Consider the following 25,992-nt stretch of genomic DNA (forward strand, 5'->3'; position numbering starts at 1 on the left):
CTTCGATCCTACGGTGGCCGGAACCACGCTCAGGTGTCGCATTCCAGGGCCGTCCGGCACAGCCCGCAGCGCGCGGTGAACCGGCCCCGGACGGGGACCCGGATGCGCTGGTGGCAGGTGGGGCAGGGGAACGAGACGCGCAGTCCCCGATCGCCGGTCTCGAAGGCGTACGGGACGTTCGGGTCCGGGCTCGTGCCGGGGTGGTCCTGGGCGTACCGCCGGTCCTTGGCGTAGCGGCGGCGGCCCGCCCAGCCCGCGGCGGTCAGCGGGGGCCTGCGCAGATCGTGCAGTGCCCGCTCCCGCCCCTTGGTGTACGCGGTGTACGCCTGGGGGCTGGTGAACCACGGGGAGGGGTCCTCACCGAAGGCGAACGCCCGCTTGGCCAGGACGTATCCGAACTCCTCGGGGGTGAGATAGCCGAGCTTCTGGCGGGACGTGGCGTCCTCCCGGAACGCGTCCAGCAGCAGCCAGCCCGTGCCGAGGTAGGCCGTCGTCGTGTCGGTCAGGATCTCGTTGGCGCGGGTGCCGGGGAACTCCAGGTCGAGCCGGTGCAGCAGCACATGGGTGACCTCGTGCGCGAGCGCCGCCCCGATGTCCCTGCGGTGGGTGCGGAAGCGGTCGTTGAGCTCGATGAAGTACTCGGGGCCGGCCGTCAGTTCCACGCTCGCCGCGTGCTCCATCGCCCGGAAGCCGACGATCATGCGGGCCTCGGGCAGATGGAGGTGCTGGACCAGGGAGCGCGCCACCCGCTGGGCGCCGAGGTGGAGATCGTCCGCGTCGGAGAAGGCGGCGTCGGCGGGGACCAGGCTGGTGCCGTAGGTGTGGACGCCGTCCGGTGAGAGCCGCCGGTACAGCGCGGTGATCGCGGACCGGACCGTGTCCAGATGCGGAAAGCCGTGGACGACCGGTGCGCCCGGACTGCCGTTGCTCACGTCCGTACCCCCATCCGCTCCGGCCGAGGCCCCGCCCGCGGCCGGTCTCCACTGTAGGCCGGGCCGCCCGAGGGGCGCGGGGATCCGCCGCGCCGAGCCTGGCCGAAAAGTGCGCCTTGTGGCAGCGGTGACCGCCTCCCGATAATCGGATGAACTTGACGGGTTCATGGCCAAATCATGGGGTCGTCCCGTCGTGGTTCCCACAGCAACCCCCCACGAAAGAAGGCTCTCCGTGAAGCAGCTTCTGCGTGCGCTGAAGAGATGTTCCGTCGTCGTCGCCACCGTCGCCGTAGCCGTCGTCGGCCTCCAGCCCGCCACCGCTTCCGCCGCCCCCAACCCCATCGTCGGCGGAACCCGCGCCGCCCAGGGCGAGTTCCCCTTCATGGTCCGGCTCTCCATGGGCTGCGGCGGCGCCCTCTACACCAAGGACATCGTCCTCACCGCCGCCCACTGCGTGAACGGATCGGGCAACAACACCTCGATCACCGCCACCGCCGGCGTCGCCGACCTCCAGTCGACGAGCGCCATCAAGGTCCGCTCCACCAAGGTCCTCCAGGCGCCCGGCTACAACGGCACCGGCAAGGACTGGGCGCTCATCAAGCTCGCCCAGCCCATCAATCTGCCCACCCTGAAGATCGCCACCACCACCGCCTACAACCAGGGCACCTTCACCGTCGCCGGCTGGGGAGCCAACCGCGAGGGCGGCAGCCAGCAGCGCTACCTGCTCAAGGCCGACGTCCCGTTCGTCTCCGACACCGCCTGCCGCTCCGCCTACGGCAGCTCATTCGTCGCCGGGGAGGAAATCTGCGCCGGCTACCTCAGCACCGGTGGCGTCGACACCTGCCAGGGTGACTCCGGCGGCCCGATGTTCCGCCGGGACAACGCCGGAGCCTGGGTCCAGGTCGGGATCACCAGCTACGGCCAGGGCTGTGCCCGACCCAACTACCCCGGCGTCTACACCGAAGTCTCGACCTTCGCCTCCGCCATCGCCTCCGCGGCCGCCGGTCTCTGACGCTCCCGACCGCCCGCACCCTCGCGGGTGATCACGGCTGAACCACCCCGGGGGTGCCCGTCCGTACGGGCGCCCCGGACCCAGCTCCACACACGGCTCGCCCGCGTCCTCCAGCTCCAGGACCCACACCTCGTTGGCGCCCTCGCGGAGCACCGGGCCCGGTACGTACAGGGTCCGCTGCGGGCCCACCGACCAGTACCGGCCGAGGCAGAAGCCGTTCACCCAGACGAACCCGCGCGTCCAGCCCGGCAGTTCGAGCCCCGCGTGATCGACACCTGAAGCGCCCGAGGTGCCGGAGGCACCGGAAGCGGCGGAAGGGGCGGAGCTGGAGGCGGCTGAAGCGCCTGAAGCGCCCGCGGTCCCCCCGATGGTGAACGTCCCCCGGAACAGGCCCGTCCGCCCCGCGTCACCCGCGCCGGCGGCGGCCTCCACCGGCCCGAACGGGACCGCGGCCCCTGCGTCCGCCGCCTCGAACGCGTCGAGCCGCAGCCCCCGGGCCCGTACCCCGTGCAGATACTGCCGCTCGTGCAGCACCCCACCCGTCACGCCCTTGGGCTCGCCGAGGCGCGGCCCGTAGTTGACCCGGCCCAGCGACTCCACCCACAGCTCGACCTCCTCCGGGCCCGCCACCGGCTCGGGCAGCGTGCCGGACTCCTCGGTCAGCACCCCGGCCCGGACCCCGTCCACGTACACCACCGCCCGGTCCCGCAGCCCCGAGACCTTCAGCGGATACGCCTGGCGCGGCCCCGGGACCGCCACCCGGTAGCGCACGAGACCCCGGTCCACGCCCAGCTCCTCGAACGTCGGCGGCACCCCCGACTCCGTCTCCGGATCGCCCAGCGCCTCCAGGACATCCCCGAGCCCGGCCCACTCCGTCAGCTCCACCCGCACCGGCCCGGCGAGCCCGACCGGCTCCGGCGGCAGCGCGGGCAACGGCCCCTCGGCGTAAGCCTCCAGGACCTCCCGGAACAGCCGGAACTTCTCCGTGGCCCGCCCGTACTCGTCGACCGGCGCGTCGTAGTCGTACGACGTCACCGTCGGCCGGAACGACTCGTCCTGATGGGGGCCCGACCGGTTCGCCCCCGCCCAGCCCCCGAAGTTCGTCCCCCCGTGCGCCATGTAGATGTTCACCGACGCCCCCCACTCCAGGATCTCCCGCAGCGCCCCGGCCGCCTGTTCCGGATCCCGGCGCACCGGCTCGGCCCCCCAGTGGTCGAACCAGCCGCACCAGAACTCCATGCACATCAGCGGGCCCCTCACCTGATGCCGGCGCAGCACCTCGAAACCCTCCCGCGCCCCCGAACCGAAGTTGGCCGTCGCGAGCAGCCCCGGCACCGAACCACCGGTCAGCATGTGGTCCTCCGGGCCGTCCGACGTGAACAGGGGAACCGTCACCCCGCACTGCCGCAACAGCCCGGCCAGCCACCCCAGATACACCGCGTCGCTGCCGTAACTCCCGTACTCGTTCTCCGCCTGTACGAGGATCACCGGGCCGCCCCGGGACACCTGCCGCTGCACCACCTGCGGCAGCAGCTCCCGGAACCACCGTTCCACCACCGTCCGGTACGCCGCGTCCCGGGTGCGCACCCGACGCCCGAACCGGCCCGTCACCCACACCGGAAGACCGCCGTTCTCCCACTCGGCGCAGATGTACGGACCCGGCCGCACGATCGCCCACAGCCCCGCCCGCCCCGCCGCGTCCAGGAACCGGCCGAGGGCCCCGACATCCCGGACCTCGCCCTCCCGGGGCTCGTGCAGATTCCACGGCACGTACGTCTCGACGCAGTTCAGCCCCATCGCGGCGAGCATCGCCAGCCGGTGCTCCCACTGCGCCTCGTGCACGCGGAAGTAGTGCAGGGCGCCCGACAGCAGTCGCACGGGCTTCCCGTCGAGCCGGAAGCAGTCGTCCCCCACGGTGAAGTCGGTCATGGTGCTCGTACGCTCCTGTGCTCGGCCGCACCCGGCGGCCCTCGGGTCGATGGGTCCGACCACCTTCACCTCTGGCGCCGCACCCGGTCCATGGACAAAGATCGCTGTTGATTGGACACAACGGGCCTGTGGGCGCCGGACACCATGGACCAGCGGGGACCGGACCGGACGCCACGGGTCTGCCGGGTCGGCACCCGGACCAGTCGGGTCGCCACCCGGACCAGCAGGGAGAGGAAGGACCGCGATGTACCACACCTGGATGCGCTTCTTCACCCCGAGCCCGCTCCACCACCGCCTGGGCCTCGTCTGCCTCGGCGTCGGACTCCAGCACGGGGCGCTGCCCACCGTCGGACCCCGCACCCTCGACCACCACGTCGCCGTGATCGTCAACTCCGGCACCGGCTGGTTCAAGGGCTCCGACGGCCGCCGCACCCCCGTCACCGGCCCCAGCCTCATCTGGCTGACCCCCGGCACCCGCCACCACTACGGCGCCGACCCCGGTACCGGCTGGGACGAGAGCTTCGTCGACTTCACCGGCCCCGCCACCACCACGTACACCGAACTCGGCTACATCGAGCCCGACCGCCCCCTCGTCCCCCTCTCCGACACCGCCGCCCCCCGTGCGGCCGTCGGACGCATCGTGCGCGCCGCCCGGCGCGGCAACCCCCTCCTGGAGGTGGAGACCGGGGCCGCCGTCCACGAACTGCTCGTCACCCTGCGCCGCGCCCGCGCCGACATCGGCCCCGACGGCGACCCGGTGCTCCAGGCGCTGGCCCGCGACGCGTACCAGCCGCTCACCGTCGCCGAGCACGCCGCCCGGCACGGCATGACCCCCGCCGAACTGCGCACCGCCGTACGGCGCGGCGCCGGCTGCAGCCCCAAGGACTACCTGCTGGGCATCCGCCTGGGCCGGGCCAAGGAACTCCTCGCGGCCACCGACCTCCCGGTCGCCGCCGTGGCCCGCCGCGTCGGCTACGACGACCCCGCCTACTTCTCCCGGCTCTTCGCCCGCCGGGTCGGCACGGCCCCCGTCCGCTTCCGCGAACAGCAGGGCCGCAGCGTTCCCGGCGGCTGGAGCGACCGGGTGCCCGACCCCGACGACCCGCCGACGATCGTCACCTGAGCGCGGCCGTCCACCACCCACTGACCACCGACGATTGGGGGGCGGCGGCGCGGGGCCCTAAGCTCGCTGACCATGAGTACGAGCGAAATCGACGCGTCCGTCCAGGCCGAGCTGAACCGGCTGCGCGAGAGCATCGACAACATCGACGCCGCCGTCGTCCACATGCTGGCCGAGCGGTTCAAGGCCACCCAGCAGGTCGGCCGCCTCAAGGCGGACCACAGGCTGCCACCCGCCGACCCCGCCCGCGAGACCCGCCAGATCGCCCGGCTCAGGCAGCTCGCGCAGAGCGCCAACCTGGACCCGGCGTTCGCCGAGAAGCTGCTGAACTTCATCATCGCCGAGGTGATCCGCCACCACGAGCGCATCGCCGACGAAGCGGGGAACGGCGACGCCGCCCGCACCGGAGAAACGAGGGGCGCCACCACCGGAGCCTGACCATCCGGGGCCCAGCCACGCGCACCGCGAAACCCGCCCGTCCGGGCCCAGCGACGCGCACCATGAAACCCGACCGTCCTGGCCCAGCCACGCGCACCGCGAAATCCGACCGCCCGGGCCCAGCCACGCGCACCCTGAAGTCCGACCGTCCGGACCGAGGACGCGCACCGCGAAGCCCGCCCGGTGAGATCCACCCGGCGAGGCCCGCCCGCCACGGGGGACGCGCCCCGCGAGACCCGCCCCGCGCGCCCTCCCGGACCGCCCCGTCCGCCCAGCGAGAACCCCGCTGCGCCCGCCGTCCCCCGTACGGCAGCATGGGAACATGTCCGTACTGACGCGCGACGAAGCGCAGACCCGAGCCCAGATCCTCGACGTGGAGCGGTACACGATCGCCCTCGACCTCACCACCGGCGAGGAGACCTTCGACTCCGCCACCGCCATCCGGTTCACCGCCCGCGCGGCCGGAGACACCTTCGTCGAGGTCAAGCCCGCCACCCTGCGCTCGATCAGTCTCGACGGACAACCCCTGGACCCCGCCCTCCTCGACGGCAACCGCTACCCCCTCACCGGAATCACCGCCGGCCCCCACGAACTGCGCGTCGACGCCGCGATGCACTACTCCCGCACCGGCGAGGGCATGCACCGCTTCACCGACCCCACCGACGGCGAGACCTACGTCTACACCCAGCTGTTCATGGAGGACGTCCAGCGCGTCTTCGCCGCCTTCGACCAGCCCGACCTCAAGTCCGTCTTCGCCATCGACGTCACCGCGCCCGAAGGCTGGACCGTCCTCGGCAACGGCGTCGCCGAACACACGGGGGAGGGGCGCTGGACCATCGCCCCCACACCCCTCGTCTCCACCTACCTCGTCGCGGTCGCCGCGGGACCCTGGCACTCGGTCACCACCGAGCACGCCGGGCTCCCCTTCGGTATCCACTGCCGCCGTTCCCTCGCGCCCTACCTGGACGCCGACGCCGACGAGATCCTCGACATCACCCGCGCCCTGTACGACCGCTACCACGAGAAGTTCGACGAGCCCTACCCGTTCGACTCCTACGACCAGGCCTTCGTCCCCGAATTCAACGCGGGCGCCATGGAGAACCCCGGACTCGTCACCTTCCGCGACGAGTTCGTCTACCGCTCCGCCGTCACCGACACCGAGCGGCAGACCCGCGCCATGGTCATCGCCCACGAGATGGCCCACATGTGGTTCGGCGACCTCGTCACCCTGGCCTGGTGGGACGACATCTGGCTCAACGAGTCCTTCGCCGAGTACATGGGCTACCAGACCCTCACCGAGGTCACCCTGCCCCGCGCTCTCGACTCCGTGCGAGCAGGGGAGACCCCCTTCCCCGACACCTGGGTCGACTTCGGCGTCGCCCGCAAGGGCTGGGGCTACGACGCCGACCAGCGCCCCTCCACCCACCCCGTCGCCCCGGACCCCGACGCCGTCCCCGACACCGCGTCCGCCCTCCTCAACTTCGACGGCATCAGCTACGCCAAGGGCGCCTCCGCACTGCGCCAACTCGTCGCCTGGCTCGGCGAGAAGGACTTCCTGGCCGGCATCAACACCCACTTCGCCCGCCACAAGTTCGCCAACGCCACCCTCGCCGACTTCATCGACAACCTGGCCTCCGCCACCGACCGCGACGTCCACGCCTGGGCCGAACAGTGGCTGCGCACCACGGGCATCGACACCCTCACCGCCGGGATCAACGCCCCCGAGCCCCCCGCCGGCCCCATCGAGCCGACCGGCAACGGCCAGTCCTGGGCCCTCACCGTCACCCGCGACGGCTCCCGCCCCCACCGCGTCACCGTCGGCGCCTACGACCACGCCCTGGGCACCCAGCCCGGCCTCGGCCACCTCGCCCTGCGCGACCGCTTCGACCTCGACGTACCCGGCGACGGAACGCCCACGATCCGCCCCGGCCACCGCCCCGCCCTCGTCGTCCTCAACGACGGCGACCTCACCTACGCCAAGATCCGCCTGGACACCGCTTCCTGGGACACCGTCCTGACCAGCCTCTCCGGCATCCCCGACGCCCTCACCCGCGCCGTCGTCTGGAACACCGCCCGCGACATGGTCCGCGACGCACAGCTCCCTCCCGCCACCTACCTCGCGACCGTCCGCACGCACCTCCCGCACGAGACCGACCTCGCGCTCGTCCAGGGCGTCCTGTCCTTCGCCGCCGGCCAGGTCGTCGACCGCTACTCCATCCCCGAGGACCTGCCCGCCGCCCGCGCCACCCTCACCGACCTCTGCCGCGACCTCATCCGCCGCACCGAGGACGGCTCACAGCCGGGCCTCCGCCTCATCGCCGTACGCCACTTCATCGACGCCGCCACCCAGCCCGACACGCTCCGGAGCTGGCTCGACGAAGGCACCGTCCACGGCGGACCCGAGCTCGACCCCGAGCTGCGCTGGCGCATCCTCACCCGGCTCGCCGTCCTCGGCGCCACCGACGAGACCACCATCGCGGCCGCGCTCGAAGCCGACCCCAGCGCCACCGGCCGCGAGGGCGCCGCCCGCTGCCGTGCCGCGCTGCCCACCGCCGAGGCCAAGGCCGTCGCCTGGGACGCCCTGTTCACCGACGACACCCTGTCCAACTACCTCTTCACCGCCACCGCCCAGGGCTTCTGGCAGCCCGGCCAGGAAGAGCTGACCGACGACTACGTGCCCCGCTTCTACCCGGACGCCATCGCCCTCGCCGAGCGCCGGGGCCCCGCCATCGCCGAAGCCGCCGGACGCTACGCCTTCCCCGCGTACGCCGTCGACCCCACGAGCCTCGGCACCGGCACCCGCGCCCTGGACGACCCGGCCCTCACCCCCGCGCTGCGCCGCAAGCTCGTCGACCAGCTCGACGACCTGCGCCGCGCCCTCGCCGTACGGTCGGCCGTCGCCGTCGCCCTCGCCGACTGACCGCCGCGCACCGCCGCGGGACGGGAACCGCTTCCCGCCTCGCGGCCGCGTGAGGGATCACCGGACGGTAAGGAGGATCAGCCGGGGCCCTCTCCGTTCCCGTCCGCGACGTCGTCCGGAGAAGCCCCGACCGGGGCGTCGTCCCCGGAGCCGCCCGTCGCCCGCAGATCGGCCAGCAGCTCCGCCTGGCCCGCCAGCACCCCGGTCAGGATCGTCCGCGCCACCCGCAGCAGCTCCGCCACCCCCGGGTCGGACAGCGTGTAGTGGACGGCCGAGCCCTCCCGCCGGGCCGTCACGAGACCGGCACGGCGCAACACGGCCAGCTGCTGCGAGAGATGGGCGGCCTCGACCCCCACCTCGTTCAGCATCTCCGAGACCGCGTGCTCGCGTTCACTGAGCAGTTCGAGCACCCTGATCCGGACCGGGTGCCCCAGCGTCTTGAAGAACTCCGCCTTCAATCGGTACAGCGGTGTGCTCACCGGCGCGGCCCCGTTCCGCACGCCGGGAATCCGTCGCACCACAGCTGACCAGAACTCTTCTCCATGGGTTCATCCTCGCGCCTTCACCCCCCACGGATGAACCCGGGGACGGCCTCCCGCCGCGAAGTCACCCGACAGCCCCGGAGCCAACCGCCGGTCCGTTCACCGGCCCCCGGGCCGCAGCGGGAGGGTGATCCAGATGCTCTTGCCGCCCTCGTCGACATCGCCCCGCACCACCGCGCTGCCGCCCAGACCGTGGGTCAGCTCCATCACGGTGGCCAGGCCCCGCCCCGGAGCCGTACCGGCGGACGCGAACAGAGCCGGCCGGTAGGGGTGACGGTCGTGCACGCCGAACGCGAACGTGCCCGGCCCGCCCGCGAACACCACCGTCACGTTCGGCGAGAGCACCGCCGCATGCCGCACGCTGTTGGCCACCAGCTCGCTGAGGATCAGCAGCGCCGGATCCCGGCACGTGTCGCCCGACGTCACCCCCCACTCCGCCAGCACCTGCTCGGCGGTCTCCCGGGCGATGCGCACGGACGCCCCCATCGCGGGCAGCGTCAGCACATGCCGGTACGGCAACGTGTCGGGCGGCGTGATCATCGGGCGGACTCCCCGGCCAGGAAACCACCGCCGCGGGCCGGAGAGCCGCGCGGGGGCCGCGCGCCGACGGCGGAACGGCCCGTACAGCATGTAGTGAATTGCTGAAATCTGCAATTCACTCATTGAGCAAGGATCGGATCAGGAAGGGCGCTGCCCCAGCCCCCGACCGGGCCGCGCCCCGAACCCCACCCCGAACCCCACCCCGAACCCCACCCCGAACCCCACCCCGAACCCGCCTCGCCCCGCCCACCCCGGCCAACTCCCCACCTCGGCCTTCCCGTCACCTCGGCCTTCCCGCCGTCTCGGCCTTCCCCACCCCGGCCGCCCCACTACCTCGGCCTTCCCCACCCCGGCCCCTCCGCCCCGGCCCCCCACGTTGCCCCCACCCCAGCCTCCCCCCGGACACGCACACCCGTCCCACAACCGCACACCCCTACCACCCCGACCCTCCCCGACCGGGCCACACCAACCGGCAGTACCCCTTTCGAGTTCAGATCGTTGGGCTCTTCGGCCGCGCCACCCGAAACCCGGGACAAGCCGGCACGCCCACCCCCGCGCACCCGAAGGACCACCTCACCCATGCCCACCCCGCCCCTCGCCGGAGGCACCGCGGGCCCCGCCGCCCTCCGCCCCCTCATCGACACCGTCCTCACCGCACTCCACGACGGCGCGACCCTCCGCGACGGCCCCCTCCCCGCCGGCGGACCCGACACCGTCACCCCCCGCACCCGCACCGCCACCCACCCCCTCATCCCCGACCATGGCACCGGACCCCACCACGCCCTCCGCAGCCTCGTCACCGCCCTCGCCGCAGGCGCCGCGGACCCCGCACACCCCCACTGCGCCGCCCACCTCCACACCCCGCCCCTCGCCCTGGCAGCAGCAGCCGACCTCGCCGCCAGCGCCCTCAACCCCTCCATGGACTCCTGGGACCAGGCCCCCGCCGCCTCCGCCCTCGAAGCCGACCTCACCACCGCACTCGCCGCCGAGATCTACCCCCACACCCGCTCACCCGACGCCGTCATCACCACCGGCGGCACCGAGGCCAACCAACTCGCCCTGCTCCTCGCCCGCGAACGCCACGGCCCCGTACAGACCATCTGCGGCGCCAACGCCCACCACAGCGTCACCCGCGCCGCCTGGCTCCTCGGCCTCCCCGAACCCGTCATCGTCCCCGCCCCCACCGGCGCCCTCGACCTCGCCGCCCTCGACCAAGCCCTCACCGAACTCCACCGCCCCCTCCTCGTCGTCGCCACCGCCGGCACCACCGACACCGGCGACATCGACCCCCTCGACGCCATCGCCGACCTCTGCACCACCCACGGCGCCGAACTCCACATCGACGCCGCCTACGGCGGACCCCTCCTCTTCAGCCCCACCCACCGCAGCCTCCTCCACGGCCTCGACCGCGCCCACAGCGTCACCCTCGACCTGCACAAACTCGGCTGGCAACCCGCCAGTGCCGGCCTCCTCGCCGTACCCGAACACCACCACCTCACCCCCCTCCACCACCACGCCCCCTACCTCAACGCCGACGACGACACCGAAGCCGGCCTCCCCGACCTCCTCGGCCGCTCCCTGCGCACCACCCGCCGCCCCGACGCCCTCAAGATCGCCGTCACCCTCCAGGCACTCGGCCGCACCGGACTCGCCGACCTCATCGACCGCACCCTCGCCACCGCCCACCACCTCGCCGACCTCGTCACCAAGAACCCCACCCTCGACCTCTACGACCGCCCCACCATCAGCACCGTCCTCCTGCGCCCCACCGACGCCGACGACCACACCGTCGCCACCGTCCGCCGCACCCTCCTCCAACGCGGCCACGCCGTCCTCGGCCGCGCCCTCGCCGAAGGCCGCCTCTGGCTCAAAGCCACCCTCCTCAACCCCCACACCACCCCCCAGGACCTCCAAGCACTCCTCGACCTCATCACCGACACCGCCACCGAACACCTCACCCACCCGCCCATCACCCCCACCGCGACCCACCCCACCCCTCACCCCACGGAAAGCGACACCCCGCGATGACCGCCCGGCCCGCCCCCGCCCCCGACCAGCCACACGACCTCGTCGGCATCGGCATCGGCCCCTTCAACCTCTCCCTCGCCGCACTCGCCCACAACATCCCCGCGAGCACCGACGACCCCCGCCCCCTCGCCGCGACCTTCTACGAACAACGCCCCGCCTTCCACTGGCACCCCGGCCTCCTCCTCGACGGCGCCAGCCTCCAGGTCCCCTTCCTCGCCGACCTCGTCACCCTCGCCGACCCCACCAGCCCCTGGAGCTTCCTCAACTACCTCCGCACCCGCGACCGCCTCTTCCCCTTCTACTTCGCCGAGCGCTTCCACATCCAACGAGCCGAATACGACGCCTACTGCCGCTGGGTCAGCGAACAACTCCCCGGCCTCCACTTCGGCCACCAGGTCGACGCCGTCCGCTGGAACACCGACCGCGCCCTCTTCGAAGTCGACTTCACCCAACTCGACCGCGACGGCGAAGCCGAAGCCCTCGGCCGCGCCTACGCCCGCCACATCGCCCTCGGCATCGGCACCGAACCCTTCGTCCCCGAACCCCTCAAACCCCTCGCCGAAGCCGAAACCGTCCCCGTACTCCACTCCGCCGACTACCTCTGCCACCGCGAACGGCTCCTCACCGCCGAACACATCACCGTCATCGGATCAGGACAGTCCGGCGCCGAGATCTTCCTCGACCTCCTGCGCGCCCGCCCCGAAGGCGCCGAGAAGATCCACTGGCTCGCCCGCACCCAGGCCTTCGCCCCCATGGAGTACTCCAAACTCGGCCTCGAACACTTCACCCCCGACTACAGCCGCTACTTCCACGCCCTCCCCGAAACCGCCCGCGACGAACTCGTCCCCCGCCAATGGCAACTCCACAAAGGCATCGACGCCGACACCATCGCCGCCATCCACGACGAGCTCTACCGCCGCACCCTCCACGGCGGCTGGCCCGACGCCACCCTCACCCCCGGAGTCCACGTCCGCACCGCCGGACGCGTCGCCAACACCCGCGTCGAACTCCACCTCGAACACACCCAGCAGGGCACCCGCTCCCGCCTCACCACCGACGCCGTCATCCTCGCCACCGGCTACCGCGAACGCCCCCTCGACGCCGTCCTCGGCAGCCTCGGCCCCTACCTCAGCCGCGACGCCTCCCACCGCCCCCGCATCGACGACCAGTACCGCCTGGTCCTCGACCCCGCCGTCACCGGACACGTCTACGTACAGAACGCCGAACGCCACACCCACGGAGTCGGCGCCCCGACCTCGGCCTCGCCGCCTGGCGCAGCGCCACCATCCTCAACAACCTCACCGACGCCAACCCCTACCCCCTCCCCGCCCGCACCGCCTTCACCACCTTCGGCCTCGCCCCCCAACCCCCGCGAATCCCCGCCCAGGCCCACGCCCTCGTCCCCCTGAGCCAATCCGTCTAGCCCCCCGCACAACGAACGGCCCGGGCCCCCACCGAAGGAGACCCGGGCCGAACGAACAACCCACCGCGCACAGCCCCACGGGAACACCGGCGTCAAAGGAACACCAGCGTTACGAGAACCAGCGATACGGGAACACCGGCACCAAGGGATCACGGCACCAACGGCGTTACGCCAACACCGGCATCACGGCGACACCGGCGTTACGGGAACACCGGCGCCCCATCACGCGTCAGCCGCCACCCCACCGAAGCGAACGCGGCCGGATCCACCGACCCCTTCTCCCGCACCCACCCGATGATCGTGTTCCGGATCTCGTCCGAATCCGCCCACACCTGCCGCGCACCCGGCACATGCGGGAAGTTCCCCCCACCACTCGCCCGATAGTTGTTCACAGCGAACACGAACCGCGCCGCCGGATCGATCGCCTTCCCCTCGAAGGACAGCCCCACGATCCGCGAACCCACCGGCCGAGCGATGTCGATGTCATACGTCACCCCCGACACCGCGTCGTAGTTGTAGTCCGGAATCCCGTCCGCGTTCGTCAACTTCGCCGTGTCCACCGGACCACCGGCGGGCGTCCGCACGAAATACCGCGCCGAATACTCCAGATACTCCTTCAACTGCGCACCCGTGAGCAGCCGAGCCTCCAGCGTGTTCTCGAACGGATACAACCCCGCCGCGTCCCTGATCGTCACCTCACCGGCCGGAATCCCCGCCGTACGCGAGAAACACGAAGCCTGCGACAACACCGGCAACGCCGCGAACTCCCCACCCGCCAGCGCCGCCTTCACCGTCTCCGCCTGCACCTGGTTGATCAGATCGATGATCGGCTCGTCCTTCCACGGCGCGTCCGCCGTCGACATCGCCACCACCGACGTACCGATCACCTGATTGACGTACTCCACCACCTTGCGGTGCTCCGACCGCAGCATCGACGTCACCTTCCGGTCCTCCGGCACCGTGTTGGAGTTCAACACCCGCGAACCGGCCCTCTCCACCGCCCAGCGGCCCTTCTCCCACACCAGATCGAAATCGAACAGCGTCAGCCGCTGACCCCACTTCGCCGGCTCCGAGAGCACGACCCGCTTCCCGGTCTCCTTGTTCGTCACGAAGTGCTCGGCGATCTCCACATGCGCGTGCCCCACCAGAATCGCGTCGATCCCCGGCACCTGCTCCGCGACCAGCGCCGCCGCGTTCTCCACGTACGGCAACTGATCCCCCCACGACGACGTCCCCGAAGAGCCCGAATGCGCCGAGACCAGCACCACGTCCGCACCCATCGACCGCAGCTTCGGCACCCACTTCGCCGCCTGCTCCTGAAGACCCGGGAACACCATCTTCCCACCCACATTCGCCTTGTCCCAGATCGCGATACCCGGATTCGTCAGCCCCAGCACCGCCACCCGCACATCACGCCCGTACGGCGTCCGCATCCGCTTGATGACATACGGGGCGAACGCCGGCCGCAACGTCCTCGCATCCAGCGCATTCGCCCCGAGCAACGGGAAGTCGCACTGCTCCTCGAATTTCCGCAGCACCGGAATGCCGTAATTGAACTCGTGGTTCCCGAGCGCCGCCGCGTCATAACCGATCGCGTTCATCGCCCGCGCCATCGGATGCACCGGACCACGCCGCGCCGTGATCGGATCGACCTTCGCGTAGTAGTACGACAACTGCGTGCCCTGGATCGTGTCACCCGCATCGATCAACAACGTGTTCCGACGGCCCTTCTCCCGGCGCACCTGCTCCACCAACGTCGAGATCTTCGCCAGACCGACATCGTTGTGCGCGGAGTCGTCGTACTCCCTGTCCGTGAAGTAGTCCCAGTTGAAGACGTTCCCGTGCAGATCGGTCGTGCCCATCACCGTGAAGGAGTACCGCTTCGCCGGACGCCCATGGCCGCCCCCGTGCCCCTTCGGCTCCGCCGCACCGGCCGAGCCGGCCACCGCACCGCCCGCCATCGCCACACCCGCACCGGCGGCAGCCGAACGGCCCAGAAACGTCCTACGGTTCAACGGCATCTCTTCACTCCTCGTTCAGTAGGGCAACGCGCGTAGATTCTGGCCCAGCACCCACCACGCACAACACCCCACGCAGGTTTCGATCCGATGACCACGCGACACACACCACGACACCCCACCCCCCGTGCCACAGTGAACACATGACCGAAATCCCCACACCCGCCTCCACGCCCCACCACCCCTACGGCACCCCCACCACCCCCCACGTCACCGTCCGAGGCGAAGCCCACCTCGAAGTCGACCCCGAAATCGCCCGCATCACCGTCACCCTCACCGCCCGAGGCACCGACCGCCGCACCACCCTCGACGGCCTCACCCACCGCAACAGCACCACCCTCGACCTCATCAAGACCTACGGCGACGCCATCGAGAAACTGGAGACCGGCACCCTCACCATCAACCCCGAACTCACCCGCCACGGCCGCGCCGAACGCATCCGCGCCTACCACGGCAACATCCAACTCACCATCATGCTGGGCGACTTCACCGCTCTCGGAGAACTCGTCACCCGTCTCGCCGACCACGACCTCACCCGCATCGACGGCCCCTGGTGGGGACTGCGCCCCGCATCCCCCCACCACGCGGCCGCCCGCCGCCAAGCCGTCCAAGAGGCCCTCCAGCGCGCCCGCGAGTACGCCGAAGCCCTCGACACCCGACTCGGCGCCCTCCTCGAACTCAGCGACACCGGAAGCGTCGGCGGAGCCACCTTCACCACCGAGACCTACGGCGGCGCAGGAGTCCTCCGCTCCGCCCGCGCGGAAACCGCCGCCGAAGCGGCCCCCCTCGACCTCGAACCCGTACGCCAGAACGTCGACGCCCAAGTCGAAGCATCCTTCACCCTCATCCCGCCGAACCTCGGATAAACGCTCATCAGAGCACCCCGCCGCACAATTCAACAGTTGTCAACAACCCTTCATGAGAAGGTTGTTGAGGTGTCATGCAGAGCCAAATACCTACCCGTAGGTAAGGTTTAGTCTCGAACCATGCGCCGAGCGAAAATCGTTTGTACCCTGGGACCCGCAACCGACACATACGACCAGATCAAAGCCCTGGTCGAAGCGGGAATGGACATCGCCCGCCTCAACCTCAGCCACGGCAGCTACGCCGAACACCAAGCGCGCTACGACCACGTCCGCAAAGCGTCCGAGGAAACCGGCCGCAACGTCGGCATCCTCGCCGACCTTCAAGGCCCGAAGATCCGCCTCGGACGCTTCCGCGAAGGCCCCGTACTCCTTGAACGCGGCGACACCTTCACCATCACCGTCGAACCCCTCGAAGGCGAAGGCACCGGCGACATCTGCGGCACCACCTACGACGGACTCGCCGCCGACGTCACCACCGGCGAACGCATCCTCGTCGACGACGGCCGCGTCACCCTCGAAGTCACCGGCGTCGAAGGCCCCCGCGTCCACACCACCGTCATCGAAGGCGGCATGGTCTCCGACAACAAGGGACTCAACCTCCCCGGCGTCGCCGTCTCCGTCCCCGCCCTCTCCGAAAAAGACATCGACGACCTCCGCTGGGCCCTGCGCACCGGCGCCGACATCATCGCCCTGTCCTTCGTCCGCACCGGACACGACATCGACGACGTCCACCGCATCATGGACGAGGAGAACCGCCGCCTCCCCGTCATCGCCAAGGTCGAAAAACCCCAGGCCGTCGACAACATCGACGACATCGTCGCCGCCTTCGACGGCATCATGGTCGCCCGCGGCGACCTCGGCGTCGAAATGCCCCTGGAACACGTCCCCATCGTCCAAAAACGCGCCATCAAGCTCGCCCGGCGCAACGCCAAACCCGTCATCGTCGCCACCCAGATGCTCGACTCGATGATCGACAACTCCCGCCCCACCCGCGCCGAAGCCTCCGACGTCGCCAACGCCATCATCGACGGCACCGACGCGGTCATGCTCTCCGGCGAGACCAGCGTCGGCAAATACGCCATCGAGACCGTCCGCACCATGTCCCGCATCGTCGAGGCCGCCGAGGAAGACCTCCTCGCCAAGGGCCTCCCACCCCTCACCGAGCGCAACAAACCCCGCACCCAGGGCGGCGCCGTCGCGAGGGCCGCCGCCGAGATGGGCGACTTCCTCGGCGCGAAGTTCCTCGTCGCCTTCACCCAGAGCGGCGACACCGTCAAGCGCCTCTCCCGCTACCGCTCACCCATCCCGCTCCTCGCCTTCACCCCCGACGAGGCCACCCGCGCCCAGCTCAACCTCACCTGGGGCGTCGAGACCTTCCTCGGCCCGCACGTCGACTCCACGGACGCGATGGTCGCCCAGGTCGACGAGGAGCTCCTGCGCATCGGCCGCTGCAAGAAGGGCGACGTCGTGGTCATCACCGCCGGCTCCCCGCCCGGCGTCGCCGGCTCCACGAACCTGGTCCGCGTCCACCACATCGGCGAGGACGACAGCCCGAAGTAGGCGGCTTGCGGATCTGCTCAGTATTTCGGCCCGACGTGCGCATCCATGAGGGCGACGGATGCCCGTCGGGCTACGGAGATGTTGAAGGGATCGCTACCCCGCGCGAGGGTCGTCCACTCGACGCCTACGGCGGTGAGCGTGTCGCTGAAGAGCTTGCGGATGTCGTCGGACTTGTTGCTGAAGAAGTACCGGGGGTACTCGTAACGCTTGCGTTCACCGCGGACGAGGCGTGTGGTCCAGTTGATGATCCGGCATCCGTCGGAGTGGATGAGGCCGCGGATGAGATCCCAGGGATAGGCGTCTACGATCTCCTGCTGCCATGGTTCGAGGGCAATCCGGCGGTTGTGTTTCTTGCCGGGACCGTGCTGAGGGAAGAGGCAAGGCCAGTGCTTGCTGAAGGAAGTGACGTACTGGCAGCCCACACTGACCACCCGGCAGACCTTGTTGTGCGGTCGCGCGATCTGTATTGCTTCGGCGCAGGCGTCAATGAGCCCAGGCCATGCGTCGGCGCACGCGATACGCAGGGAGTACACGCCTCGTTTGCCCGCGCTGATACAGCCGTCCCCGAGGTAGAGCCCCAGTAAGTAGGCGTACGCGGAGGGGTCCTCGATCGCCGCGGGCACTGCGGAGCACCTCGGGCAGGGTTTGCCCCGATTCGGGTCGAGCGGTTCGAGGCGTGTCTGCCAGGAACGAATCGCGGCGCGCGATATGCCGGTCTGCTTGCTTACAAAATTGAGGCTGCGTCCTTGCGCGACGAGAGCCAGAGCTCGCTCGCGGGTATCCACGTCGTACATGTTGACGAGTTTTGTCGCGCAAGCGGTGATCCGGCGCGAAATGGCGCGCGCGTACTCAGATCAAGTGAAGTTCACTGAATCGCCTTGCGCCTTGGAATCCAAGGAAAAGTGCCCCAGGTGGGATTCGAACCCACACTGTCCGCTGTTTGAGAGCGGCCTCTCTAACCAGTTGGAGTACTGGGGCCTTAGAAAGGAAGGGTCATTGCTGCCCTGCGCGTCACTACCTTACAGGAGCTAGGTAGGCTCGTGGCAGCAGTATCTGCCCCATACCGAGGAGCCCCGTGACCACCCCCGAGTCGCCCCAGCCCGTAGACGCCGTCGACGACGACAAGTCGCACGTCCCGCCGCTGACGACCCGCGTCGTCATCGCCGAGGACGAGGCCCTCATCCGCCTCGACCTCAAGGAGATGCTGGAGGAGGAGGGTTACTCCGTCGTCGGTGAGGCGGGCGACGGGCAGCAGGCCGTCGAGCTGGCCCGGGAGCACCGGCCGGACCTGGTCATCCTGGACGTGAAGATGCCGGTCCTCGACGGGATCTCCGCCGCAGAGAAGATCGCCGAGGAGTCCATCGCCCCGGTCCTGATGCTCACCGCCTTCTCGCAGCGCGACCTCGTCGAGCGGGCCCGGGACGCCGGGGCCATGGCGTATCTGGTGAAGCCGTTCAGCAAGAGCGACGTGGTGCCGGCCATCGAGATGGCCGTCTCCCGGTTCGCGGAGCTGAAGGCGCTGGAGAGCGAGATCGCGGACCTGTCCCAGCGGCTGGAGACCCGGAAGCTGGTGGACCGGGCCAAGAGCATCCTGCAGACGGATTACGGGCTCTCCGAGCCGGCCGCGTTCCGGTGGATCCAGAAGACGTCGATGGACCGCCGGATGTCGATGCAGCAGCTGGCGGAGGCGCTGATCGAGGACGCCGAGGAGAAGAAGAAGTCGGCCGAGTAGCCCCGTACGCATACGTACGTATGAGAGAGGCCCGCACCCGGGACGAACCGGGTGCGGGCCTCTCGTGTACGGCAGTACGGCAGGGGTGTCAGTCCTCGCCGAGGTAGGCCTTGCGGACCGACTCGTCGTGGAGCAGGTCCGAGCCCGCGCCGGAGAGGACGATCTTGCCGACCTCCATGACGTGACCCTGGTCCGCGAGGGACAGGGCGGCCTGGGCGTTCTGCTCGACGAGCAGGATGGTGGTGCCCGACGCCTTGAGCTCGACGATGGTCTCCATGATCTTCTGCATCATGATCGGGGAGAGGCCCATGGAGGGCTCGTCGAGCATGAGCAGCTTGGGCTGGGACATCATGGCGCGGCCCATGGCGAGCATCTGCTGTTCTCCGCCCGAGAGGGTGCCCGCGGCCTGCTTTCGGCGTTCCCCGAGGATGGGGAAGAGGGCGTAGGCGCGCTGGACGTCCTTCTCGATGCCTGCCTTGTCGTTGCGGAGGTAGGCGCCGAGGAGGAGGTTCTCGGTGATCGTCAGCCGGGGGAAGATGTGGCGTCCCTCGGGGGAGTGGGCGATGCCCAGGGAGACGATCTTGTGGGCGGGGATGTTGGCCAGCGGCTTGCCCTCGAAGAGGATGCGGCCGCCGAGTGGCTTGAGCAGTCCGGAGAGGGTGCGCAGGGTGGTGGTCTTGCCCGCGCCGTTGGTGCCGATGAGGGTGACGACCTGGCCGGCGTCGACGGTGAAGGAGATGCCCTTGACCGCTTCGATCTTGCCGTAGGCGACCCGGAGGTCTTCGACCTCTAGCAGTGCGGTCATCGGGTGCCCTCCTCATCGGTGCTGGTGTTGGGCGTGGTGTCCTTCGCCGGGGCGGTGGTGCCGGTGGTGGTGCCCGTGGTGGTTCCGGCGTGGGCTTCGGCTGCTTCGACCTCGGCGACTTCTTCGGCGCCGGGGCGCCTTCGAAGGGGGTGCCGAGGTAGGCGGCGACGACGCGTTCGTCGGCCTGGACGTCGCCGGGGGTGCCCTCGACGAGTTTCTCGCCCTGGACGAGGCAGGCGACGCGGTCGCAGAGGTTGAAGATGAACCGCATGTCGTGCTCGATGACGAGGACGGCGATGCCCTGGTCCCGGATGGCGAAGATGAGTTCTTCGGTGACGCGGGTTTCCTGGGGGTTCATGCCGGCGGTGGGCTCGTCCAGGAGGAGGAGGCCGGGGTCGCTGGCGAGTGCGCGGGCGATTTCCAGCTTGCGCTGGTCTCCGTAGGGGAGGTTGCGCGCGAGGTGGTCGGCCTTGTCCTGGAGGCCGATGAACTCCAGGAGTTCCATGGAGCGTTCGCGGCTGGCGTCTTCTGCCTTGTGGTAGCCGGGGAGGCGCAGGAGGGCTGACCAGAGGCCTTCCTTGGTCCGGGTGTGGCGTCCGACGAGGACGTTCTCCAGGACGGTCATGTTGGAGAAGAGCCGGATGTTCTGGAAGGTGCGGGCGATGCCGGCCTTGGTGACGAGGTGGGGTTTGGGCGGCAGGACGGTGCCCTTGTAGCTGACCTTGCCCTCGGTGGGGATGTAGAGGCCGGTGAGGCAGTTGAAGAAGGTGGTCTTGCCGGCGCCGTTGGGGCCGATGAGGCCGACGATCTCGCCGCTGTTGACGGTGAGGTCGACGCCGCGTACGGCGGTGAGTCCGCCGAAGCGCATGGTGACGCCGCTGGCGTCGAGGACGGTGGTGGCCGGGTTGGCCGGGGTGGTCGTGGTGGTGGTCATGTGGTCACGCCCCCGCCTTCGTGGTGCCGGCGGCCTGGTCGGTGAGTGGGACGTCGGGTGGGACGTCGAGTTGGCCGGTCTCGTGGAATTCGAGCTGCTTCCTGCGGTCGGCGACGAGCCCTTCGGGGCGGAAGCGCATCAGGAGGATGAGTGCGATGCCGAAGAGGAAGAGCTGGTAGTCCTGCATGAACTGCAGCTTGGCCGGGATGAGGTAGAGCAGTGCTGCGCCGACGAGGGGTCCGCTGAGGGTTCCCATGCCGCCGAGGATGACGGCGGCGAGGAGGAAGGCGGAGTTCGGGGGCACGGAGCCGGCGAACTGGTACTGCTCGGGCGTCACGGTGTAGGAGACGTGGGCCTGGACGGTACCGGCGAGTCCGGCGAGGGTGGCGCCGAGGGCGAAGGCGAGCAGCTTGAGCCGGAAGGCGTTGATGCCCATGGCGGTGGCGGCGGTCTCGTCCTCGCGGATGGCGACCCAGGCGCGGCCGATGCGGGATTCTCCGGAGCGTCGGAAGACCAGGACGACGACGGCGGTGAAGACGAGCATCAGCAGGTAGTAGTTGGCGGACCTGCCGAGGGTGAATCCGGCGATGTCGTGGCTGATGCCGAAGTCGAAGCCGAAGAGGTTGAGGTCGGGGATGCTGGGGATGCCCTGGGAGCCGTTGGTGAGGTCGGGGCCGCTGACGCCGTTGAGGGCGTTGACGGTGAGGCGGAAGATCTCGCCGAATCCGAGGGTGACGATGGCGAGGTAGTCGCCGCGCAGTCGGAGGGTCGGGGCGCCGATGACGACGCCGAAGATCAGTGAGGCTGCGGCGCCGGTGAGGACGGCGGCCCAGAAGGGGAACTGGACGCCGACGGGGGAGAGCGGGGAGCCGGAGACCAGGGCGGCGGCGTAGGCGCCGACGCCGAGGAAGGCGACGTATCCGAGGTCGAGGAGGCCGGCGAGGCCGACGACGACGTTGAGGCCGAGTGCGACGGTCGCGAAGATGAGGATGTTCGCGCCGATGAGGGCGTACTGCTCGTTCTGCTGGGTGAAGGGGAAGCAGAACGCCGCGATGAGTGCGGCGGCGAGGGTGACGTTGCGGTGCTTGGTGGTCAGCCGGGTGATGCGGGCGATGAGCCCGGCCCGGGTGAGGGCGGTGAAGCCGAACGCGACGCTGATGATGTAGCCGATGAAGAGTTCGGCGTACTCGGTGTCGATGCCGTAGGTGAAGACGTGCAGGGCGACGCCGAAGGCTCCGGCGATGATGAGGATCTCGGCCCAGTTGGGGAGGTCCTTGGCGCGCGTGGGAGCGGGGGCCCGGAGGCTGTTGACGAAGCGGTTGAGCGGGGTGGGGCGGGTGGTGTCGTCGAGTTCCTGGTCGGCGGGGAGGCCGAGGGAGGCGACGGTGGCGATGATCGCGCCGGCGAGGCTGACCCAGGCTCCGGGTTCCAGGTTGACGACGCCGCCGAGTTTGACGGTGATGGCGCCGATGGTGAAACCGATGGTGCCGAGGACGCCGAGGGCGGCGAGTCGGACGGGGCTGTTGGCGCCGCCCGGGGTGAGCCAGCGAAGTCCCTTGATCCCGTAGCCGGAGAGGGCGAACAGGAGGGTGAGGAGGGTGCTGACGAGGGTGAGGACCTGGAGGCCGCCGGGGTAGCCGGTGACGGTGAGGTCGCCGGGGAATTCGGCGGTCCAGGTCCAGGCGAGGAAGGTGCCGATGAGGGCGATGGCCGCGCCGGCGGTGGTGAGGTGGCGGGCTGCGGGCAGCGCGATGAGGGCGCTGTCGGCGGGTGTGGTCTTGGTGGTCATGGTCATCACGCCCGATCCGCGACGCGTTCGCCGAGCAGGCCCTGGGGGCGTACGAGGAGGACGATGATGAGGAGCGCGAAGGCCCATACGTCCTTCCAGGCGCCGCCGCCGAAGAGTTCCATGCCGGGGACTTCGCTCATGTAGCCGGTGGCGAGGGCTTCGGCGACGCCGAGGACGATGCCGCCGAGCATGGCGCCGTAGATGTTGCCGATGCCGCCGAGTACGGCTGCGGTGAAGGCCTTGAGGCCCATGATGAAGCCCATGCGGAAGCCGATCTGGCCGTTCTTGAGCCCGTAGGCGACGGCTGCGACGGCGGCGAACGCGGCGCCGATGGCGAAGGCCATGACGATGATGCGGTCGGTGTTGATGCCCATGAGCTTGGCGGTGTCGGGGTCCTGCGAGGTGGCCTGCATGCCGCGGCCGGCCCGGGTCTTGGAGACGAAGAGGCCGAGGGCGAGCATGCACAGGGGGGCGACGACGAGGACGAAGATGTCGCCGCGCTGGATGGTGGCGCCGAGGATGTCGAAGGCTTCGCCCTCGAACTGGGGGAAGGAGCGGTCCTTCGTGGCGTTGGGGTACCACATCCATACGGCTTGTTGGAGGGCGAGGGAGAGCCCGATGGCGGTGATGAGTGGTGCCAGGCGTGGTCCGCCGCGCAGGGGCCGGTAGGCGAAGCGTTCGGCGGCCATGCTGATGGCGACGGCGGCTATGACGCCGCCGACGATCATGAGGGGTATCGCGGCTATGAGGGAGAATCCGGACGGAAGCCCGAGGTAGACCGTGAGGGCTCCGAAGCCTCCGATCATGAAGATCTCGCCGTGCGCGAAGTTGATGAGCTGGATGATTCCGTAGACCATCGTGTAACCGATCGCGATGAGACCGTACATCGCGCCGAGGATGAGTCCATTGGCCAGCTGTTGCGGCAGTTCGTTCACCGCAGGGCCTCCGTGGAGTGGTTCGGATATGGCACCGCGCGGGAGGGCTCGTAGCGCTCCCGCGCGGTCTGGTTGCTTTGTGTGAGGGTGGCGGGGTGGTGGCCCGGCCGGTGGTTACTCGACGGTGCTGCTGAGCTTGGAGACCCACTTGCCGCCGGTGACCTGGTAGGCGGTCATCAGGGTGTTGGTGGTGTCGCCGTATTCGTCGAAGGAGACGGGGCCGGTGACGCCTTCGAACTTGACCTTGTCCATGGCCGCGAGGACCTTGGCGCGGCCGTCTTCAGCGGGGATCTTGCCGTCGTTCTCGGCGGCGACGATCTTGACGGCCTCGATGATGGACCAGGTGGCGTCGTAGGTGCCGCCGCCGTAGGCCTCGTAGGCGTCCTTGTAGCCGGCCGTCTTGTAGTCGGCGATGAACTTCTTGGCGGACTCGAGCTCTTCGACGGGCTTGCCGACGGAGGTGGCGATGTCGCCTTCGGCCTTCTTGTTGAGCTTGATGAAGTCGGCGCTGTACATGCCGTCGCCGCCCATGAAGGGGATCTTGACGCTGTCCTTGATCTGCTGGCTCAGCGGGGCGCCGGCGGGGTACTCGCCGCCGTAGTAGACGGCCTTGGCCTTGGAGCTCTTGACCTTGGTGGCGACGGAGTTGAAGTCGCGGTCCTCGGGGTTCACGTGGTCGGTGCCGACGATCTTGCCGCCGAGTTCGGTGAAGGTCGCCTTGAAGGAGGCGGCGAGACCGGCGCCGTAGGGCTTCTGGTCGTCGATGAGGTAGACGTCCTTGATCTTCGCGGTCTCGAAGAGGTACTTGGCCGCGAAGGCGCCCTGGATCTGGTCCGTGGTGGCGGTGCGGAAGTAGGAGGCGAAGGGGCGCTTCTTGTCGCCGGTCTTCCAGTCGTTGCCCTGGGTCAGCTCGGTGCCGGTGTTGGCGGGGGAGACCTGGGTCAGTTTGGCGTCGTTGAGGGGCTTCTGCATCGACTGGGCGACGCCGGAGTTCAGCGGGCCGACGACGCCGAGGACCTCTTTGGTGCCGATGAGCTTGACGGCGTTCTGCTGGCCGACGGAGGGCTGGGCCTGGTCGTCGAGCGCTTCCAGCTTGAAGGTGATGCCGGGGACGGTCTTTTCCTTGTTCGCTGTCTTGACCGCGAGGTCGGCGGAGTTCTTGATGCCGAGGCCGAGGGCGGAGAGGTCGCCGGTGAGCGGGGCGTCGAGGCCGATGACGACCGTCTGGTTGCCTCCGTCGCCGCCGCTGCTCTTGCTGTCGTCGCGCGAACCGCAGGCGGTGAGGGTGAGTGCTCCGGTGGTGAGCACTGCGGTGAGTATGAGCAAAGAACGGTGTCGCACGAAAAGTCCTTTCCCTGGCGCGGCCTCCTCTGCTTGAGGTGCCGTGACGTTCGCCGGGCCGTACTGGGTTGGTACAGGGCCGTGCAGCAGACGCGCCCGGCGGCGCGGTGACTGGCGGTGACTCTAAGCGCAGCTGGGGGCCACCGGGACTGGTCGGCGGCGGATGTGACTCTCTTGTTATGCCCTTGAGCAAGGCTTGAGGTTCCTGTGAGGACATGTGGCGGTTTCGCCTGGAGTGCGGAAGGACCACATGCTGAGAACGCGCAGCTCTGCTAAGGGGCTTGGGGTGATCTTGGTGCTGACGCGGTTCGGTGGTCGCGGTGGGCGCGGCGAAGTTCCCCGGGTGTCCGTGGCCGGGGTGCGCGGCTGGTTTCCGCATTGCCTGCACGTTACGCAGTGTTACATCGGTGCTTGGTCGGCGGGGTCGCGGGGGCTGATGTGGCTGCTGAGTGGCTCATGGAACGTGCCGTGTGGTCAAGGAAGTTGACCGAGTGTGTTGGCCAACTGTGCTTTTTTGGTGGGGATATGGCACTGCCCGGCCGGAATGCGCGGGGTGCGGTTCTGGCCGGGCAGGTGGGGTTCGCCGTGCGGGGCGAGGGGGTTGGCGGGTGGTGGGGGTCAGTCGGCTTCGGGGCGGGGGGCGTCGCGGAGGAGGCAGGTGAGGCGTGCGGTGCAGACCCGCTTGTCCTGTTCGTCGGTGATGACGATCTCGTACGTGGCGGTGGAGCGGCCCTGGTGTACGGGGGTGGCGACGCCGGTGACGAGGCCGTTGCGGGCGCCCCGGTGGTGGGTGCAGTTGAGGTCGACGCCGACGGCGAGCTTGGTGGCTCCGCCGTGGAGCATGGAGCCGATGGAGCCGAGGGTTTCGGCGAGGACGGCGGAGGCGCCGCCGTGGAGGAGTCCGTAGGGCTGGGTGTTGCCCTCGACGGGCATGGTGCCGACGACGCGGTCGGCGGAGGCCTCGACGATGGTGACGCCCATGCGCTCGCCGAGGTGGCCGGCGGAGAAGAGGGCGGGCAGGTCGACGCCGAGTGCCGCGTACTCGTCGATGACTTCCTGCGGGAAGAGGGGGGTGGTGTGCTCGCCCATGGGTCCGGCTCCGTTTCGGTGTGCTCGTTGGTTGCTGTC

The 25,992-nt window shown here is 69.8% G+C and carries 18 protein-coding genes, 1 tRNA gene and 3 pseudogenes; 9 read left to right on the forward strand and 13 right to left on the reverse strand.

Annotated elements, in window-relative coordinates; all coding sequences use genetic code 11:
- Positions 1-29 precede the first annotated feature (29 nt).
- Positions 30-932 (reverse strand): hypothetical protein, encoded by a 903-nt coding sequence (locus AC3CH1_RS28465; protein ID WP_488465516.1) that lies wholly within the window; start codon positions 930-932, stop codon positions 30-32.
- A 232-nt stretch (positions 933-1,164) separates the two neighbouring features.
- Here AC3CH1_RS28465 and AC3CH1_RS28470 point away from each other — a divergent pair, with 232 nt between their 5' ends.
- Positions 1,165-1,944, forward strand: a complete 780-nt coding sequence (locus AC3CH1_RS28470; protein WP_488465517.1) for a serine protease — start codon at positions 1,165-1,167, stop codon at positions 1,942-1,944.
- Positions 1,945-1,975: 31 nt separating this feature from the next.
- On the opposite strand, the pseudogene AC3CH1_RS28475 reads toward AC3CH1_RS28470, so the two are convergent.
- A pseudogene (locus AC3CH1_RS28475) lies at positions 1,976-3,873 on the reverse strand (glycoside hydrolase family 35 protein).
- 244 nt (positions 3,874-4,117) lie between these two features.
- Here AC3CH1_RS28475 and AC3CH1_RS28480 point away from each other — a divergent pair.
- The 3 genes from AC3CH1_RS28480 to pepN all read left to right on the forward strand — a co-directional run bounded on the left by AC3CH1_RS28480 (position 4,118) and on the right by pepN (position 8,351).
- Positions 4,118-4,996, forward strand: a complete 879-nt coding sequence (locus tag AC3CH1_RS28480; protein WP_488465518.1) for an AraC family transcriptional regulator — start codon at positions 4,118-4,120, stop codon at positions 4,994-4,996.
- A 72-nt stretch (positions 4,997-5,068) separates the two neighbouring features.
- A complete protein-coding gene (locus AC3CH1_RS28485; RefSeq protein ID WP_488465519.1) occupies positions 5,069-5,431 on the forward strand; it encodes a chorismate mutase in 363 nt (120 codons plus the stop codon).
- A 322-nt stretch (positions 5,432-5,753) separates the two neighbouring features.
- On the forward strand, positions 5,754-8,351 hold the full coding sequence (pepN, locus tag AC3CH1_RS28490) for an aminopeptidase N (RefSeq protein ID WP_488465520.1): 2,598 nt from the start codon (positions 5,754-5,756) through the stop codon (positions 8,349-8,351).
- Between the two features lie 77 nt (positions 8,352-8,428).
- Here the strand turns inward: pepN and AC3CH1_RS28495 are convergent, their stop codons facing one another.
- Together AC3CH1_RS28495 and AC3CH1_RS28500 are read right to left on the reverse strand one after the other, a co-directional pair.
- A complete protein-coding gene (locus tag AC3CH1_RS28495; protein WP_488465521.1) occupies positions 8,429-8,830 on the reverse strand; it encodes an ArsR/SmtB family transcription factor in 402 nt (133 codons plus the stop codon).
- A gap of 162 nt (positions 8,831-8,992) precedes the next feature.
- On the reverse strand, positions 8,993-9,433 hold the full coding sequence (locus tag AC3CH1_RS28500) for an ATP-binding protein (protein ID WP_488465522.1): 441 nt from the start codon (positions 9,431-9,433) through the stop codon (positions 8,993-8,995).
- Positions 9,434-10,012: 579 nt separating this feature from the next.
- Here AC3CH1_RS28500 and AC3CH1_RS28505 point away from each other — a divergent pair.
- Both AC3CH1_RS28505 and AC3CH1_RS28510 read left to right on the forward strand, forming a co-directional pair.
- Positions 10,013-11,461: a pyridoxal phosphate-dependent decarboxylase family protein gene (locus tag AC3CH1_RS28505; RefSeq protein ID WP_488465523.1), complete on the forward strand. Its 1,449-nt coding sequence runs from the start codon at positions 10,013-10,015 to the stop codon at positions 11,459-11,461.
- Positions 11,458-12,884: pseudogene (locus AC3CH1_RS28510) on the forward strand (lysine N(6)-hydroxylase/L-ornithine N(5)-oxygenase family protein). The gene AC3CH1_RS28505 and the pseudogene AC3CH1_RS28510 overlap by 4 nt, the downstream one beginning before the upstream one ends.
- 200 nt (positions 12,885-13,084) lie before the next feature.
- On the opposite strand, the gene AC3CH1_RS28515 reads toward AC3CH1_RS28510, so the two are convergent.
- On the reverse strand, positions 13,085-14,905 hold the full coding sequence (locus AC3CH1_RS28515; RefSeq protein ID WP_488465524.1) for a bifunctional metallophosphatase/5'-nucleotidase: 1,821 nt from the start codon (positions 14,903-14,905) through the stop codon (positions 13,085-13,087).
- Positions 14,906-15,045: 140 nt separating this feature from the next.
- Between AC3CH1_RS28515 and AC3CH1_RS28520 the strand changes: the two genes are divergently transcribed.
- Both AC3CH1_RS28520 and pyk read left to right on the forward strand, forming a co-directional pair.
- Entirely contained in the window at positions 15,046-15,768 is a 723-nt protein-coding gene (locus AC3CH1_RS28520) for an SIMPL domain-containing protein (RefSeq protein ID WP_488465525.1), read from the forward strand.
- 120 nt (positions 15,769-15,888) lie between these two features.
- Positions 15,889-17,328 (forward strand): pyruvate kinase, encoded by a 1,440-nt coding sequence (pyk, locus tag AC3CH1_RS28525; protein WP_488465526.1) that lies wholly within the window; start codon positions 15,889-15,891, stop codon positions 17,326-17,328.
- A 17-nt stretch (positions 17,329-17,345) separates the two neighbouring features.
- On the opposite strand, the gene AC3CH1_RS28530 is transcribed toward pyk, so the two are convergent.
- Together AC3CH1_RS28530 and AC3CH1_RS28535 are read right to left on the reverse strand one after the other, a co-directional pair.
- Positions 17,346-18,122, reverse strand: coding sequence for a helix-turn-helix domain-containing protein (locus tag AC3CH1_RS28530; protein WP_488465527.1), 777 nt, complete (start codon positions 18,120-18,122; stop codon positions 17,346-17,348).
- Positions 18,123-18,231: 109 nt separating this feature from the next.
- Positions 18,232-18,306: transfer RNA gene (locus AC3CH1_RS28535), tRNA-Leu, on the reverse strand.
- Between the two features lie 97 nt (positions 18,307-18,403).
- Here AC3CH1_RS28535 and AC3CH1_RS28540 point away from each other — a divergent pair.
- Positions 18,404-19,060, forward strand: a complete 657-nt coding sequence (locus tag AC3CH1_RS28540; protein ID WP_007460230.1) for an ANTAR domain-containing response regulator — start codon at positions 18,404-18,406, stop codon at positions 19,058-19,060.
- Positions 19,061-19,148: 88 nt separating this feature from the next.
- On the opposite strand, the gene AC3CH1_RS28545 is transcribed toward AC3CH1_RS28540, so the two are convergent.
- The 6 genes and pseudogenes from AC3CH1_RS28545 to AC3CH1_RS28570 form a co-directional block, all read right to left on the reverse strand.
- Positions 19,149-19,865 (reverse strand): ABC transporter ATP-binding protein, encoded by a 717-nt coding sequence (locus AC3CH1_RS28545; RefSeq protein WP_488465528.1) that lies wholly within the window; start codon positions 19,863-19,865, stop codon positions 19,149-19,151.
- Positions 19,862-20,799 (reverse strand): annotated as a pseudogene (locus AC3CH1_RS28550) (ABC transporter ATP-binding protein). Before AC3CH1_RS28550 ends, AC3CH1_RS28545 begins: the two are co-directional and overlap by 4 nt.
- Before the next feature lie 4 nt (positions 20,800-20,803).
- The gene (locus AC3CH1_RS28555) at positions 20,804-22,588 is read right to left on the reverse strand and encodes a branched-chain amino acid ABC transporter permease (protein WP_488466758.1); all 1,785 of its coding nucleotides are present in this window, start codon (positions 22,586-22,588) and stop codon (positions 20,804-20,806) included.
- Positions 22,589-22,593: 5 nt separating this feature from the next.
- A complete protein-coding gene (locus AC3CH1_RS28560) occupies positions 22,594-23,523 on the reverse strand; it encodes a branched-chain amino acid ABC transporter permease (RefSeq protein ID WP_397916295.1) in 930 nt (309 codons plus the stop codon).
- Between the two features lie 114 nt (positions 23,524-23,637).
- Positions 23,638-24,849, reverse strand: coding sequence for a branched-chain amino acid ABC transporter substrate-binding protein (locus AC3CH1_RS28565; protein ID WP_488466759.1), 1,212 nt, complete (start codon positions 24,847-24,849; stop codon positions 23,638-23,640).
- 633 nt (positions 24,850-25,482) lie between these two features.
- Complete coding sequence (locus AC3CH1_RS28570) at positions 25,483-25,953, reverse strand: PaaI family thioesterase (protein WP_488465529.1); 471 nt, start codon at positions 25,951-25,953, stop codon at positions 25,483-25,485.
- Positions 25,954-25,992 lie beyond the last annotated feature (39 nt).

The sequence above is a fragment of the Streptomyces sp. MGP-P1 genome, assembly GCF_057766565.1.